General features: G+C 66.8%; 16 protein-coding genes. 7 read left to right on the top strand and 9 right to left on the bottom strand.

The genetic code is table 11. The features are described 5' to 3' along the window. The first annotated feature begins 17 nt into the window (after nt 1-17). The gene (locus EP007_RS12560; protein WP_128477980.1) at nt 18-659 is read left to right on the top strand and encodes an SdpI family protein; all 642 of its coding nucleotides are present in this window, start codon (nt 18-20) and stop codon (nt 657-659) included. A gap of 57 nt (nt 660-716) precedes the next feature. On the opposite strand, the gene EP007_RS12555 is transcribed toward EP007_RS12560, so the two are convergent. From EP007_RS12555 to EP007_RS12535, 5 genes are all read right to left on the bottom strand, one after another. Then, complete coding sequence (locus EP007_RS12555) at nt 717-1,049, bottom strand: HalOD1 output domain-containing protein (protein ID WP_128477979.1); 333 nt, start codon at nt 1,047-1,049, stop codon at nt 717-719. A gap of 75 nt (nt 1,050-1,124) precedes the next feature. After that, on the bottom strand, nt 1,125-1,793 hold the full coding sequence (locus EP007_RS12550) for a helix-turn-helix domain-containing protein (protein WP_128477978.1): 669 nt from the start codon (nt 1,791-1,793) through the stop codon (nt 1,125-1,127). Between the two features lie 86 nt (nt 1,794-1,879). After that, nucleotides 1,880-2,296, bottom strand: a complete 417-nt coding sequence (locus EP007_RS12545; protein WP_128477977.1) for a DUF3054 domain-containing protein — start codon at nt 2,294-2,296, stop codon at nt 1,880-1,882. 76 nt (nt 2,297-2,372) lie between these two features. Beyond that, nucleotides 2,373-2,951, bottom strand: a complete 579-nt coding sequence (locus tag EP007_RS12540) for a class I SAM-dependent methyltransferase (protein WP_128477976.1) — start codon at nt 2,949-2,951, stop codon at nt 2,373-2,375. Between the two features lie 43 nt (nt 2,952-2,994). Continuing rightward, nucleotides 2,995-3,270, bottom strand: a complete 276-nt coding sequence (locus EP007_RS12535) for a hypothetical protein (RefSeq protein WP_368408076.1) — start codon at nt 3,268-3,270, stop codon at nt 2,995-2,997. Nucleotides 3,271-3,427: 157 nt separating this feature from the next. Between EP007_RS12535 and EP007_RS12530 the strand changes: the two genes are divergently transcribed. The 5 genes from EP007_RS12530 to EP007_RS12510 all read left to right on the top strand — a co-directional run bounded on the left by EP007_RS12530 (nt 3,428) and on the right by EP007_RS12510 (nt 7,997). Then, nucleotides 3,428-4,048 (top strand): GNAT family N-acetyltransferase, encoded by a 621-nt coding sequence (locus tag EP007_RS12530; RefSeq protein ID WP_128477975.1) that lies wholly within the window; start codon nt 3,428-3,430, stop codon nt 4,046-4,048. 72 nt (nt 4,049-4,120) lie between these two features. Beyond that, nucleotides 4,121-5,689: an FAD-dependent oxidoreductase gene (locus EP007_RS12525; RefSeq protein ID WP_128477974.1), complete on the top strand. Its 1,569-nt coding sequence runs from the start codon at nt 4,121-4,123 to the stop codon at nt 5,687-5,689. 251 nt (nt 5,690-5,940) lie between these two features. Next, nucleotides 5,941-6,174 carry a hypothetical protein gene (locus EP007_RS12520; RefSeq protein ID WP_128477973.1) on the top strand — a complete coding sequence of 78 codons (234 nt, stop codon included), beginning with the start codon at nt 5,941-5,943 and terminating at the stop codon, nt 6,172-6,174. Nucleotides 6,175-6,319: 145 nt separating this feature from the next. Next, the gene (locus EP007_RS12515; protein WP_128477972.1) at nt 6,320-7,318 is read left to right on the top strand and encodes an ornithine cyclodeaminase family protein; all 999 of its coding nucleotides are present in this window, start codon (nt 6,320-6,322) and stop codon (nt 7,316-7,318) included. 364 nt (nt 7,319-7,682) lie between these two features. After that, a complete protein-coding gene (locus tag EP007_RS12510; RefSeq protein WP_243700384.1) occupies nt 7,683-7,997 on the top strand; it encodes a hypothetical protein in 315 nt (104 codons plus the stop codon). A 64-nt stretch (nt 7,998-8,061) separates the two neighbouring features. Here the strand turns inward: EP007_RS12510 and EP007_RS12505 are convergent, their stop codons facing one another. Continuing rightward, nucleotides 8,062-9,090 carry a presenilin family intramembrane aspartyl protease PSH gene (locus tag EP007_RS12505; RefSeq protein WP_128477970.1) on the bottom strand — a complete coding sequence of 343 codons (1,029 nt, stop codon included), beginning with the start codon at nt 9,088-9,090 and terminating at the stop codon, nt 8,062-8,064. Between the two features lie 177 nt (nt 9,091-9,267). Between EP007_RS12505 and EP007_RS17810 the strand changes: the two genes are divergently transcribed. Continuing rightward, nucleotides 9,268-12,144 carry a DUF7282 domain-containing protein gene (locus EP007_RS17810; protein ID WP_208023497.1) on the top strand — a complete coding sequence of 959 codons (2,877 nt, stop codon included), beginning with the start codon at nt 9,268-9,270 and terminating at the stop codon, nt 12,142-12,144. Between the two features lie 39 nt (nt 12,145-12,183). Here EP007_RS17810 and EP007_RS12495 read toward each other — a convergent pair whose 3' ends face one another. The 3 genes from EP007_RS12495 to EP007_RS12485 form a co-directional block, all read right to left on the bottom strand. Further along, nucleotides 12,184-12,411, bottom strand: coding sequence for an H/ACA ribonucleoprotein complex subunit GAR1 (locus tag EP007_RS12495; protein WP_128477969.1), 228 nt, complete (start codon nt 12,409-12,411; stop codon nt 12,184-12,186). Between the two features lie 5 nt (nt 12,412-12,416). Beyond that, nucleotides 12,417-12,698: a signal recognition particle subunit SRP19 gene (gene srp19, locus EP007_RS12490; RefSeq protein WP_128477968.1), complete on the bottom strand. Its 282-nt coding sequence runs from the start codon at nt 12,696-12,698 to the stop codon at nt 12,417-12,419. An 84-nt stretch (nt 12,699-12,782) separates the two neighbouring features. After that, on the bottom strand, nt 12,783-13,928 hold the full coding sequence (locus tag EP007_RS12485) for a PGF-CTERM-anchored ABC transporter substrate-binding protein (RefSeq protein ID WP_128477967.1): 1,146 nt from the start codon (nt 13,926-13,928) through the stop codon (nt 12,783-12,785). Between the last annotated feature and the right edge of the window lie 47 nt (nt 13,929-13,975).

Raw genomic sequence — 13,975 nt, 5'->3', positions numbered from 1 at the left:
GCGGACGAGAATCGAATATGTCCCTTCGACGGAGTCACCTCGCGGGACTCGCACTCGTGGCGCTCTCGGCCGCGATGAGCGCGCTGGCGGTCTCCGAGATGCCCGCCGAGATGGCGACCCACTGGAACGCCGCGGGCGAAATCGACGGTCAGACGCCGAAGATAGTCGCGCTCGCTCTCTTCCCGGCGCTGTCGGCCGGGATGCTCGCGCTGTTCGCGCTCCTCCCGCGAATCGACCCGCTCGGCGAGAACGTCGCGGCGTTCCGCGAGCAGTACGACACGTTCGTCGTCCTTCTGCTGGCCTTCCTGACGTACGTCCACGCGCTCGTCCTCGCGGCCAACGCGGGCTACGAGTTCGAGATGGTCCAAGCGCTCGCGCCCGCCGTCGGCGCGCTCTACTACTACGTCGGGGTCCTGTCGGCCCACGCCGAGCGCAACTGGTTCGTCGGCATCCGCACGCCGTGGACCATCTCCGACGACGAGGTCTGGAGACGGACCCACGAGCGCGCCGCGCCGCTGTTCAAACTCGCGGGCGTCGTGGCCGCGTTCGGCGCGGTGGTTCCGGCCTACGCAGAACTACTCCTCGCGGCCCCGGTGTTCGCCGTGGCGCTGTACAGCACGGTCTACTCCTACGTGGCCTATCGGAACGTCAGCACGTAGTGTCGGAAACGAGACCGCGAGTCTCACGCCGTCCGCCGAGAAGGCTCCCGAACTCGACTACGGGGACTTCTCGCTCACCAACACGGCGTCGGAACCGGCGACCGTCACCGTACATCCGGCGTAGGGAAACGTTACGTGGGCATCGACAGCCGAAAGGTTGGCGAGTGCGTCGGGATCGATAACGTCGTGCAGCGGGCACGCGTCCGTGTGCCCGACACCACCATCGGCGGCCAGTTCGTCCGGCATCGGCAGGAGACGGGCCTCGGTCACCGTTTCGACGGCGCGAACGACCGCTTCGACGACGCTCTCGTCCTCGTCGAAACGGTACTCGAACGCAGAGGAATTATCAGTAGAATGGTGGGTAGTGTCGGCAATAGCTTCGTCAGGCATACTCGCTATATAGCCAGAGGAAACGATTGACAGTTGGTGTTAACTATGAAACCACTTTATATGCCGTCGAAGGTCTCACTGCGTCGCGTCGCCCGACGAGTCGTGTCGAGCGATGGTACTGCCGAGGAGGTTGCGAATGCCCCGGTGGAGACGATTCGAAAACGCCGGGCGAGAGATACCGATTCGGGAAGCGAGCGCTTCGAGGTCGGTTTCACGGGGGTCGTCGTAGTACCCCTCAGCGAACGCGAGAAGTAACGCCTCGTGCTGGTCGGTCGTGAGGTTGTACTCGTCGCCGACCTGCATCTCCGCGAGCGAGTTGAGCCGCGTCAGCGTCGCGCCGATGTCGTGGTCGGTGCAGTGTCGCTGGAACGTCGCTATCTGGTCGGTGTCCGTGGCCCGAAACTCGAACGTCCAGTTTCCCTGCGACCCGAATGCGGACAGGAGCGTCAACTCGCTTTCGAGAACGCCGCTCAGGACAGTCTCGTCTTCGGGATTCCACTGGATGCGAAAGAGACCTTCGTCGCCGAGGTCGTCCACCAGCGTCACCGACAGGAACGCGGGGTTGGCCGCCAGCGTCTCTCGGACCTGCTCGATGTCGTCGTCACGAACCCAGAAGTAGGGGAGGATGTGGTCTTTGGTCGGAACGACGCGTTCGAGTTCTATCGCCGCGTCCGGCAGGTGTTCGAACAGTCGGCCGAGAGCGAAGTCGCGCGCCGGGATAGTGAACTCCGCGATGGTCGCCATGTTCGGACAGATTGGCTCGTGCGACGAAAAGGTCACCTGTTTGTTCAAAACAGGCGGTCGTCACGAAAAAGGGTCGTCGGAGAAGCTCACCGGGCGTACGCCACGAGACCGCGCCACGCCGAGAAACAGACGGTCCCGACGATGCTGATAACGATGATGAACGTCACCGGCGAACTCCCGTGGAAGAAGTCGGTCGAGCGGAGCGTCAGTCCGATGGCCGCCGCGGGAATCCACGTCGTGACCGCGCGCACCACTGCGGTCCCGACCGTGCGCGTCGCGTCGGGAGCGTACGCGCCCGAGACCAGCGCGGCGACGACCCACCCGACGAGGAACGGGGCAATCGTCTCGGCGACGTACCCCGGCGACGCGATGGGGTCAACGCCGTGGTTGATAGACCCGACCGTGAGGAAGGCACTCAGCACCAGCAGATCGCCGAGGGCAATTCCGGCGGTAGCGAGCGAGCGGTCGAACCGCGAGCGAGCGAGTCCGTCGGCGTTGCTCATAGCTTCGCGTTGGGACCCGTCGGTAATGTTTCCCCCGGTACGTGACCGTGGTCGCTTTCCAGCACCCGATCACCGTCTACTCGCTCCGCGTTCCGACCACGGTGTACTCGAACCCCCGCGAGCGATATTTGGCGTCGAGACCCGCGTCGGCGACCATCCGGCCGAGGTCCGCTGGCGCGAAGAACGTGGAGTCGAAGCCGTAGAGCTGTTCGCCGCGTTCTACGAGTCGCCCGACCGGCGCGGTCGGGTCGATTTCGCGGACGACGAGGACGCCGCCCGGTCGGAGGACGCGGGCGGCCGACTCGACCGCGCGCTCGGGGTCGCCGAAGTGGTGGAGCGCGTCCACCACGAGGACGGCATCGACGCTCTCGTCGGCGAACGGTAGGCGTGCGGCGTCGGCCCGGACCGCCTCGAACCCGTTTCGGCGGGCCTGCTGGGTCATGCCCGCCGCGGCGTCGGCGACGATGCGCTCGCGCGCACCGAGCGCCGACGCGCCGCGGCCGGTGCCCCCGCCAACGTCGAGAACGCGCTCTACCTCCCGGTCGGCGAAGTCGAGCGCCGCCCGGAACTCCTCGGCGTCGGGCGTCGGCGAAAACCAGTCGTAGAACCGGGCGAAGCGGTCGAAGGTGGCGGTGTCGCCGAGTGCGCTGGACATGTCGATGCAGACGGGCCGGAGCGAGAAAAAACCGGACGCTCGGTTATGACTCTCGCTCGCGTCGGCGCGTGAGTGCCCAGAGAACGATAAGAACGCCTTCGAGGCGAGCCATCCGGTACACCCACGGTCGGAGTTCCACGTCGCCGTCGGCGGCGGCGAGGTTCATCCAGAAGTCCACGACTCGGCGGGGATAGACGGCTTCGAGGACGCCGAGCGCCAGCAGTGTGAGGCGAACGACCATGCCGAGCGTACGTCGGTCGGTGTCAAGAGCGTGTCGGCGAGCGTGGGCGGTCGAGTCGGGCTTCCGGTATCGGCTCACGGACTGAGGATTGGGACGGGGGAGCGACTAGCTACTGCCGACACCGAGGAGTTGCCCCATCGCGCCCGCACGCACTGACTCTGAGTTCATCCGAGCGCACGCCGACCCATCCTCCCGCGAGCGAAGAGCAGTTACCGTACGAACCCCAAACTGGGTCATGGAGTACGCGGTACTCGGGTGGCCCGACGACGGCCCGCAACTCCGACTCGACCACCGCGAGTTCAGTTATGCCGGGAAGTTCGTCATGTCCAACACCGGGAAGGCGGTGGTCCGCGACGACGAGGGCCGAGCGCGCCCGACCCGTCAGAGCGAGACCGGTACCGCCGCCGAGAGCGACGCCCCGGACCGCGACTGGGTCGAAGACGACCGCATCATCGCCGCCGTCGCGTTCAACGAAGACCGGACCGACCCCGAGACGGCGTGGCTTCGGTACGTCACCGTCCGGCAGGACCGCCGCGGAGCGGGCGTCGGCGCGCGCCTCTGTCGATTTGCCACCGAGCGCCTCCGCGAGCGCGGGTACGAGCGGGTCCGCATCGCGGTGAACAACCCCTTCGCGTACCACGCGCTCTACAAGGCCGGGTTCGGCTACACCGGCGAGGAGACCGGTCTCGCGGAGTTAGTCCTCGTCTCGCCCGGCGACCGGTCGGCCGAGCGCTACCGGACCGGACTCGACGCCTACCGCGAGCGAGACGACCTCGGCGACGCCGAGCGCGACTTTCTGGCCGCGAAGGCCGACGCGGGACCGCCGGAGATTATCGACTCTCCGGTCTCCGAGTAGTCGGGCGACCTCGCCAGCCACCGAGGTTAAGCGCACGGCGACCGAATTGCGACGCGATTCTGGGGGTTCACGATGGACGAGAAACATCCGCTACCGGGGGAAGACGAATCGTTCTGGCTGGCGACGACTGACCGGACGGATTTTCCGGCGCTCGACGGGGACCGTTACGTCGAGACGGCGGTGGTCGGCGGGGGTATCGCGGGGGTTACCGCCGCGCTCCACGCCACCGAGGCGGGTCAGTCGGTCGCCCTGCTCGAAGCCGACCGCATCGTCGAGGGCGTCACCGGCCGGACGACCGCGAAGGTGACCGCACAGCACGGACTCGTCTACGACGACCTGCTGGACAAGCACGGTCGGGACGCCGCCAAGCAGTACGCCAGCGCCAACGCGGCCGCAATCGAGGAAATCGCCGACCGCGTCGAGCGCCACGACATCGACTGTAACTTCGAGCGACTTCCGGCCTACACCTACGCCGCCGACGAGGACCAACGCGCGGCGGTCGGCCGCGAGACCACCGTTGCCGAAGGACTGGACCTGCCCGCGGAGTTCGTCGCCGACCCGCCGTTCCCCGACGAGACGCCCGGCGCGGTGAAGTTCGCCGAGCAGGCGCAGTTCCACCCGCGGAAGTATCTGCTCGAACTCGCCGACGAGATTCCGGGCGAGGACGCCCACGTCTTCGAGCAGACGAAGGTGACCGAGGTGGACGACGGCGGGCAAGACGACCCTTGCCGGGTCGAGACCGAGCGCGGAACCGTCACCGCCGACAGCGTCCTCGTCACGACCCACTTCCCCATCGAGGACCCGGCGTTCTACTTCGCGCGCCAGTACCCCAAGCGGTCGTACGTGCTGGCGGTCGAACTCGCCGAGGAACCGCCCGAAGGGATGTTCTACCGCGACGAGTCGCCGTACTTCTCTGTCCGGCCGGTGCCGAGCACTGAGGCGTTGGGGTCCGGGGCGGGCGGACAGGGGTCGGACCGGCAGATGGTGCTCATTGGCGGCCAGAACCACAAGACGGGACAGGGCGATTCGACTGCCGAGCGGTACCGGAGACTGGAGCGACAGGCCCGCGACCACTTCGAGGTCGAATCGGTCGCGTACCGGTGGTCCACGCAGGATTTCGTCTCCGTGGACCAGATTCCCTTCGTGGGAGAACTCGGTCCGACGACTCACGGGGTGTACGTCGCCACGGGGTTCGGCGGGTGGGGCATGACCAACGGGACCGCGGCGGGGCGGATGCTCGCGGCGTACGCCCGCGGAGAGTCCCCGCGGTGGGCCGAGGCCTTCGACTCGCAGCGATTCGACCCCGAGGCCGGGGGCGAGGAGTTTCTCAAGGAGAATCTCGACGTTGGCACGGAGTTCGCCCGCGACTGGGCGAAGGCCCCGTTTCGCGGTAAGGACCCGATGGTCGCGCCCGGCGAGGGCGAGGTGGTCCGACGCGACCGCACGCAACTCGCTGTCGCCCGCGACCAGGAGGGCGAACTCCACGTCACGTCGGCGGTCTGCACGCACATGGACTGCATCGTCCACTGGAACGACGCCGAGCAGTCGTGGGACTGCCCGTGTCACGGGTCGCGCTTCTCGATAGACGGCGAGGTGCTGGACGGTCCCGCGGTCGCGGACCTGCCCGAGCGCGGAGAGTGAGTTCGTTCGAGCGATTTTCAGAGACGTACACGATTTCTAGTCACGACGTAGAAATTACTGACAGGAATTTCTAGACCCGCCAGAGAGCCGCTTTCTGATTCATTTGAAGCACTGTAGAGCCGAAAACAGACCAGTATCGTACTCATAACTTATGGAAATCTCACGGAGTGCATACGATTCGCCTATCGGTATTGAACCGGTCAACTACGGGAAAGAGTTATATACCTATGGGGCATATTTTGTAATAGACTATGACTGGGTACTACGACTTCATCCTCGGCCTGATTCCGCTTTCCCTGATCGGTGTAACCGCGACCCTGAGCGTCCTCGGTTTCTCACTCACGTCCGCCGTCCCGCTGGCGGCCAGCATCCCGGTTGCACTCATCGGTCACGCACTGTTCGTCAACAGTCCCGTTGAGGACACCCAGTCTTCGCCCGAAACGGTCGAGTCTTCGTCTTCGACCTCCTTCGAAGCCGCTGACTGATCCGGTTCTCCGCTCTCTCGATTCGATTTTTCACTTCGGTTTTCATTTTGGGTCCGACAGTTTCTGACCGTCGAGCGACGCTGAACAACCAGTCGTCTCGGCCGGTGCCTCAATCGTTTTCCGACTGGACTGTGTTAACTCGCGCATGACGGACGCAGTCTTTCTGACCAGCGAGGACGTTTCCGGACTGGCGTCGCCCGGCGAGTACGTCGAAGCGGTCCGCGAGGGCTACCGCCAGCGCGGCGAGGGCGCTCCGGCCCGACCGCGCGCGAAACTCACCAATGCCGAGCCACCGGGGATGCTCACCGACTACGCGGCCGTCCTCCCCGAGACCGGTGCGATGGGCGGGTACATGTACGCCGCCGGGTTCGGGGCGGAGGACGCGTGGTTCGTCGCGCCACTGTTCGACGCCGAGTCGGGCGAACCGCTCGCACTGCTGGACGGCGCGAGCATGAACCCCTTCAAGACCGGCGCGGCGGGCGCGGTCGGCACCGACGCGCTGGCCCGCGAGGACGCCAAGACGCTGGCAGTCATCGGCACCGGGTCGCAGGCCCGCGGGCAGTTGCGCGCGACCGAAACCGTCCGGGACCTCGACAGCGTCTGGGTCTACTCGCCGACGAAAGAGTCTCGGGAGTCGTTCGCCGCCGAGATGAACGAACAACTGGACCCCTCGGTCGCGGCGGTCGCCTCCAGCGCGGCCGCAGTCGAGGAGGCCGATATCGTGATTACGGCGACGACCGCGAGCGACCCGGTGTTCGATGGCGACCTGCTCGCGCCGGGCACCCACGTCACCGCGATGGGCCAGTACCATCCCGACAAGCGCGAACTCGACGCGACGACCATCGAGCGCGCGACCTACGTCCCGGACCTCCGCGAGCGCGTCATGCAGGACGCCGGGTCGTTCATCGCCGCGGTCGAAGACGGCGCGGTCTCGGACGACGACATTCACGCGGAACTCGGCGAGGTCGTCGCCGGGCAAGCGCCGGGCCGGGAGAGCGACGAGGACATCACGGTCTTCGACAGCGGCGGGACGGGAATCGAGACGGTCGCCGCGGCCCACATGCTCTACGAGAAAGCGAGCGAGGCGGGTCTCGGGTCGGACATCTCGCTCGCGCCAGCGAGCGAGGCGCTGACCGGGAGGTAGTTCGGTCGCTCATCGAGGGACGGTGAGACCGCTCACGGGCCAGCGATTCGAAGAAGAGGATAATTACTGAGTCGTCGCACGCTCTCTCGCGCCGCGAGCATCACGGCGGCGATGAACGACGAGTCGGTACCGGCTTTGGTTTCTTGCTTTTTGCGCTCTGCGTCGGTTAGGCGGGGTGCTACCACTGCACAGCCTTGCTAAATATTTACTCGTACTTGAGATATTATCTCGGTTAGGTCTCTGTCAGCGGCTCGCAAATCATTGGGGATGGCACGGCACGGGGTAGGACGCGAGTCCGACGGAAACCTTACCCTACCGTCAGGTTTCTGTATCGTCACTTCGAAGCCGACGCATGGTCTCCGCCATGGACGAAGACTCCGACTCGCCTTCCGACAACGCCGAAGGTGCCCCGGAAACCGACGGCGGCAGAGATGTCGGTTTCGACGAGGCCGCGCTCTACGGCGTCGTCCGAACGGCCGTCGAGGACGCCATCCTCGGCGTCATCGGCACCCTCCTGCTGGTCGGCGTCGCGCTCGTGATTACGTGGACCGGTATTCTGCTCGCCACTCAGTCGGTGAGCGCGGCCGCGACAGGGTTTGGCGTCGTCGCCGTCGCCTTCGGACTCTATCTCGGCGCGGCGACGCTTGGCGTCGTTCCGCCAGCGCGCGAGTGGTTCTGAACGAGAGGAAACGAAAAGAGAACAGGAGAGAGAATGAGCGAACAGAACCTGACTTGTCTGCCGTCTACAGCCCCAACGCCTGCATCAGCGTCATGCCACTCGCCAGCGCGCCGACCAGATAGCCGCCGATAGCGCCGCCGTTCAACAGCGGCAGTCCGGCGTGCGCCCGACCCTTCATCACCATCCAGAGCAGGGCGAGCAGTCCGGCGATAGTTCCGACCATCGAGGTCAGCGCGGGCAGATTCAGCGCGAGACCGGAGACGAGCGGTTCCGGCGGCGCGAACGACGCCGCGCTGGCGACCATCACCGAGGGCATCACCGCGTCGCCGAGACCGATGAAGAACACGTCGCGCTCGGTCACGTCCGGGCGCTCGGCGTCGGCGTCGGTCGCCGCGGGGTCGCCGCCGTCGGCCGCGCTCGGTTCGTCCTCCATCGAGGCTTCGGCTTCGTCCTCCTCACCGGTCATTCCGCCGTCGTCGTTCAAGAAGGAGTACGAGAGCGTCATCGGAATCACGAGGATGACGGGAATCTTGAGGTCCATGACGCCCGAGGCCAGCGTCAGCATGTGTTCGGTGCCGTAGACGCTGATGGCGTCGTAGACGGCCAACACGGTTAACAGCAGGATGGCCGGGAGCAGACCGAAACTGATACCGAACAGTCCGGCCGCGCCAGCGCCCATCACGACGCCCGCGGCGTCGATAACGTACCACTCCGGATGAACCGCGAGCGCGAGCGAGACGCCCGCCGCCGCGGCCAGCGCGAGGACGTTGAGGGGTGCGCCCCCGAACTGCACGAGGAGCCATCCCGGAATTACGACCGAGAAGACGTACCACGAGAGCAGTCCGCTGGTGAAGATAAGCGCCCCGCGGAGCAACCACTGCACTTCGAGTTTGATGATGGCGAGCATCACGCCGGTCAGGACTAGCACTGCCGCGACGTAGAACAGACTGTTCGTCGGGTCGGAGGGGTTCTCGACCTGCTGGTAGCCCGCCTGCTGAAACGGCTCGACGAGCGCCAGCGCGCCGAGTTGGACCAGCAGGAACATGGCGACGGTCAACCCGACGGCCGCGAATACGCGCGTTCGATTCTCCATGCCGTGGCGTTGCCACCCGGCCGCCTTTGTGGTTGTGGATTCGCTGTCGGTAACGCGCGTTGCCCGCGAGTAGTGACCGCTGGAATCGGTGCCATCCGCGATTTCCCGGCGCGAGCGACGCCGAACGGAATTAACCGTTCTCGGGATTGAACCGGAGACGCATCGTCGCCGATTCGCATGCACTCGAATCGCGCTCGCGCGCTCGTCCTCGTCGTCATCCTCGTCGCCGGGTTCGCGGCCCCGACCGCCGTGGGTCTCTCGGCCGGAGACGACGCGGCGCAGTCGAACCAATCGACAGCGCAAGGAGACGCCGAATCGGCTCGCACTGGCGACGCTCTGCAAGTCGTGCGAACGCTCGAAACGCTTCCGAACACCGACGCGACCGGACTCGGCGTCGCGCCCGCGAACGCGGCGCGGGCCGAACAGGACGTGGGCGAACTGACGCCGCGCGAGGCGGCCGAACTCGGTGCCAGACAGGGTGCGCAACTCGCCGAGATTCAGGGCGCGACCGTTCCCGACCGAAAGCGGACGGCGGCGGTCCGCGGTGCGGTCGCGGCCGCACCGAACGACTCCGACGCGAACGTCGGCAAGGTTCTCGTCGCGGCGCGCGGAGCGGCCCACGGCGCGCTGTTGCAGTCCCAAGAGACGACCGTCCGCCAGATTCAGTCCGCGGTCCGCGGGGCCGCGACGGGCGGCATCGTCCAGACCCAAGCCGCCGAAATCGTCCAAGTGCAAGGTGCGGCGTTCGGGGCGGCCCACGGGTCGGTCGCCCAGCGACAGACCGCGAGCGTGACCCAGATACAGGTCGCGGCGCGCGGGGCGGCCCACGGCGCGGCGACCTCGGCCGGTCGGAACGACGTGACGGCCATCGGTAAGGTGCAGGAGGCCGCCCAAGGCGCGGCGTTCGGGTCGCTCGCCCAGCACCAGCGCGTCGGCGCTCGTCAGCTTCAGTCGGCCGCGCGCGGGTCCGCGGGCGGCGCGCTCGTCCAGGTCCAGCGAGTGAACGTCAAGCAGGTGCAGGTCGCCGCCCTCGGCGCGGCCAAGGGCGGCGTGAAAAAGCCCAAGCCGAGGGAGGTCCCGGCCGAGAAGGTCGAGGCGGCCTGCCGCGGGGCGGCCTCGGGTGCCATCAGTCAGACCCAGCGCGTCACCGTCGAGCAGATACAACTCGCCGCCGAGGGTGCGGCCCAAGGCGGAGTGGTGAAGCAGGTCCAGCGGGTGAACGTCGAGCAAGTGCAGGCCGCGACGCTCGGCGCGGCCCGCGGCGCGCTGACCAAGGTGACGGTCGTGCAGGTCCAGATAGTGAACGTCGTCCAGATTCAGGTCGCCGCCGCGGGCGCGGCCACCGGCGCGGTCGAGTCCGTCGTCCAGCGCCAAGAGGTGACCGTCGAGCAGGTGCAGGCCGCCGCGCTCGGCGCGGCCAAGGGCGGCGTGACGCAGGTCCAGACCGTGAACGTGCGACAGGTGCAGGCGGCCTCTCGCGGGGCCGCGTTCGGGTCGCTGGTCCAGTCCCAGTCCGCGAACGTCGCGCAGATTCAGGCCGCGGCGGAGGGGTCGGCCGCCGGTGCGGTCGTCCAGAGTCAGCGCGTGGACGTGACGCAGGTCCAGATTCTCGCCGCCGCGCAGGGGGCCGCGACCGGAAGCGTCTCGCAGAGTCAGGTGGCCAGCGTCACCCAGATACAGGCCGCCGCCCGCGGTGCCGCCTCCGGCGGCGTCGCGTCGGCCGCCGAGACCGAGGACGCCAGCGCCGAGCAGACCCTCGCTATCACCAGCGGCGCGGCCGCCGGGGCCGCGGAGTCCGCCGCCGAGGAGGGCGTTACCGCGGCCGCGGAGATACTGGACGCGAGTCGGCAGGCCGCGGTCGAGACGGCGGAACTGGTCGCTGAGGGCGAGGACGTGCCCCCCGAGGAGTTGCAGCAGAGCGCCGCCTCGGCCGCCGCGGAGGTGGTTGCCACGCAACCGACGGAGACGCCGGGCACGACCACGGTTCGTACCACGACCACGGAGACCGTGACCCCGATTCAGGAGACCGTAATCGAACCCACGGAGACAACCGCGACGACGACCGAGACGACCGAAACCGCGACTATCGAGACGACCACGACTACGGCAACGACCGAGGAAACTCCGAAGACAACTGAAACCACGACAACCGAGGCGACGACTACGAGAAACCTGACGACAACCACGACTGAGACAACGACCGCAACCCCGACGACAGAGGAGACAACTACGACCGCAACCCCGACGACTCAGACCACGATAACGGAGGAGACCACGACCACGGACGAGACCACTGAGGAGACGACCGCGACAGCAGAAACGACGACCGAGACCATTACGACTGAGGAGACCACCACGACAGCGGAAACGACGACAACCGCGATGACCGAGACGACGACCGAACAGACCACCACGGAAACCGCGACGCCTACAACTACAACGACGGAAATCACGACAACCACGACGCCAGAAACCACCACGACCACCGCAACTACCACACCGGAAACCACCACAACCACCGCGACGGAAACTACCACGACCGTGACCCCGGCGAGCGTCACGTTCCAGAACCAGAGCGCCGACGACGCGGTCGTCGTCGAGTCGGCGGTCCTGCCCGAGGGCGGATTCGTCGCGGCCTACGACGCGAACGGGAACGTCGTCGGCGTCTCGGAGTACCTCGCGCCGGGCGAATACGAGGCGGTCGAGGTGTCGCTACTCGCCGACCTCTCGGGCCGACAGGTCCTCCTCGCGGTTCCCCACCGAGACACCGACGCCGACCAGCAGTTCGACTTCGTGGAGAGCGGCGGTTCGACGGACGTGCCGTACGCGAACGCCACCGACGAGTTCGTCTTCGACACCGCCATCGTGGACTTCGGCGGCGATGCGGTCGCCACGACGACCGAGGCGCTTCCGACCACGGACACCGCGACGACCGCCGGAGGGACGACAACGTTCGCGTCGGCCTCCGGAGAGTCCGATGACGGTCTCTCGGCGCTCGTCCCGGTCGGTGTCGGGACCGTCGCGCTACTAGTCGGACGGTCCGCGAGCGAGTAGGTGAGTCGGAAGCGGGTGAAAAATCAGTCGTCGGCCGCTCTACCGCGCGTAGAGTTTCTTGCCGAGAAGGGGAGCCAGCGCGACCCCTTCGTCGGGCGTGACCGCGACGTAGGGCCGCGAGACCGGGCCGAACACGTCCACGACTCGGCCCACGCTACGCAACTGCTCGTCCACCGCCTCGGTGCCCACGTCCGGATGGTCGTCGTCGGAACAGCGGACGACCGCGAGTCCCTGCGCGGTCCGGACGACCGCACCGAGTTTCTGCATCGCCATCAGTCTCGGAGCGCCGCGACGTACGCCGCGACCGCCTGAATCAGGTCGTTCTTCGTCGAATCGTCGGCGTTCTGGACCAGCACGCGGCCGCGCTCGTCCCAGTTCTCGCGGGAGTAGGCCTTGTCGCGCTCGATTATCGCGTCGTACCCGACCTGCTGGACTGCTTGGGCTATCTCGTCTACCGTCGGCTCATCGACGGCCATCTCGGCGGCGACCCGTCGGCCCTCGTTGCGGGTCTTCTCCGCGTCGAAGTAGGCGGGCCACAGCACTTTCTCGACCATATCTCACCCTCTCACTCCGGCCACTAAACACCTTAGGAAACGCGCGAAAGAAGAGATTCCTCGGGACGGCTCAAGGGTGTCGCGTCAGCGCCGACCGGCGAGCATCGCCGCGCCAGCCAGCGCGGCGAGCGCCGCGGAGACGCCGAATCCGGGGATGGACCCCGTGGAGGAGTCGGCGGTCGTCGTCTCCGTGGTCGCCTCCTGCATCGCGTCCTCGGCCGTCGTCGCGGCGTCGGTCGTCGTGTCAGGAGCCTCAGTCGTTTCGACCGTGGTCGTCGTGGTGTTCGCCTCGGCGTAGGCGTCGGGGTGGAACGCTTGGGCCATCTTCACCACGGCGTGGACGACTCGCGGCGCGGGCTGGCTGATGTTCTCGTTGCTGACCGTGAGAACCTGCCCGTTCTTGACGGCGTTGGTGCCGTTGTACGCCTCGGTCTGTGGGTACGCGCCGAACGCGCCGAGTTGGATAATCCACTCGGGGTTCTGCTGGACGATGACCTCCTCGCTAATCTTCCCGTAGCCCGAGACGTTCGCCTCGGCGGCGACGTTGGTTCCGCCAGCGAGTTCGACCACGTTGCCGACGAACGTGCCGCTTCCGGCGGTCCATCCGCCGCCCTGCGAGATGAGGACGCCCGGCGCGTCCTCGCCCTCAACGGCGTCACGGACCGTGCCGATGCGGTCCTGCATCCACGAGACCGTCTCGGTGGCACCTTCGCAGTTACCAGTGAGCGTGCCAATCAGATTCGTCTTCGCGTAGATGTCCTCGACGGAGGACGCGTAGCCGAGTTTGAAGACGGTGAGTCCGGCGTCACGGAGCTTCTGGACCGTCTCGTTCGGGATGACGTTCGGGGCGAGAACGAGGTCGGCCTCGGTCGAGACGACTTTCTCGACGTTGACGTAGCTCTGGCCCGCGCCCGAGATGTTGGTCCGGGAGTCGGCACCCTCCAAGTAGTTGGCGTACTGGGAGACGCCGACGACTTGCGACTCGCCGCCGATTTCCCACATCGTCTGGGCCGCGCTCGGCGCGAGCGTGACGACGCGCTCGGGTTTCTGCTCGACGGTCACTTCGGTCTCCGTCGCGTCGGTCTCCGTGACGGGGAACGAACAATCAGTCTGGGTCGCGGTCGCTCCGGTACTCGCAACTGCGGCGTCGCCGGAAACTGCACCGACCGGGGCGACGCCCGCCGCGAGCAACAGCAGTACCGCGAATAGGCTCGTGAACTTCTTACTCATGCGTGCCCAACTCCGGCTGTATCCAATAAGTATTTACCTAAAGCAAT

It is taken from the genome of Halorussus pelagicus, from assembly GCF_004087835.1.
GTDB classification, from domain to species: Archaea; Halobacteriota; Halobacteria; order Halobacteriales; family Haladaptataceae; genus Halorussus; species Halorussus pelagicus.
The sequence above is the reverse complement of the archived record's forward strand: the minus strand, read 5'-3'. Positions and strand labels throughout refer to the sequence as shown.

Coding starts and splice junctions, on each gene's coding strand:
- EP007_RS12495 (WP_128477969.1), bottom strand. CDS start 12,411: ATGCAGAAACTCGGTGCGGTCGTCCGGACCGCGCAGGGACTCGCGGTC.
- EP007_RS12540 (WP_128477976.1), bottom strand. CDS start 2,951: ATGTCCAGCGCACTCGGCGACACCGCCACCTTCGACCGCTTCGCCCGG.
- EP007_RS12560 (WP_128477980.1), top strand. CDS start 18: ATGTCCCTTCGACGGAGTCACCTCGCGGGACTCGCACTCGTGGCGCTC.
- srp19 (WP_128477968.1), bottom strand. CDS start 12,698: ATGGTCGAGAAAGTGCTGTGGCCCGCCTACTTCGACGCGGAGAAGACC.
- EP007_RS12530 (WP_128477975.1), top strand. CDS start 3,428: ATGGAGTACGCGGTACTCGGGTGGCCCGACGACGGCCCGCAACTCCGA.
- EP007_RS12515 (WP_128477972.1), top strand. CDS start 6,320: ATGACGGACGCAGTCTTTCTGACCAGCGAGGACGTTTCCGGACTGGCG.
- EP007_RS12545 (WP_128477977.1), bottom strand. CDS start 2,296: ATGAGCAACGCCGACGGACTCGCTCGCTCGCGGTTCGACCGCTCGCTC.
- EP007_RS12550 (WP_128477978.1), bottom strand. CDS start 1,793: ATGGCGACCATCGCGGAGTTCACTATCCCGGCGCGCGACTTCGCTCTC.
- EP007_RS17810 (WP_208023497.1), top strand. CDS start 9,268: ATGCACTCGAATCGCGCTCGCGCGCTCGTCCTCGTCGTCATCCTCGTC.
- EP007_RS12525 (WP_128477974.1), top strand. CDS start 4,121: ATGGACGAGAAACATCCGCTACCGGGGGAAGACGAATCGTTCTGGCTG.
- EP007_RS12520 (WP_128477973.1), top strand. CDS start 5,941: ATGACTGGGTACTACGACTTCATCCTCGGCCTGATTCCGCTTTCCCTG.
- EP007_RS12485 (WP_128477967.1), bottom strand. CDS start 13,928: ATGAGTAAGAAGTTCACGAGCCTATTCGCGGTACTGCTGTTGCTCGCG.
- EP007_RS12555 (WP_128477979.1), bottom strand. CDS start 1,049: ATGCCTGACGAAGCTATTGCCGACACTACCCACCATTCTACTGATAAT.
- EP007_RS12510 (WP_243700384.1), top strand. CDS start 7,683: ATGGACGAAGACTCCGACTCGCCTTCCGACAACGCCGAAGGTGCCCCG.
- EP007_RS12505 (WP_128477970.1), bottom strand. CDS start 9,090: ATGGAGAATCGAACGCGCGTATTCGCGGCCGTCGGGTTGACCGTCGCC.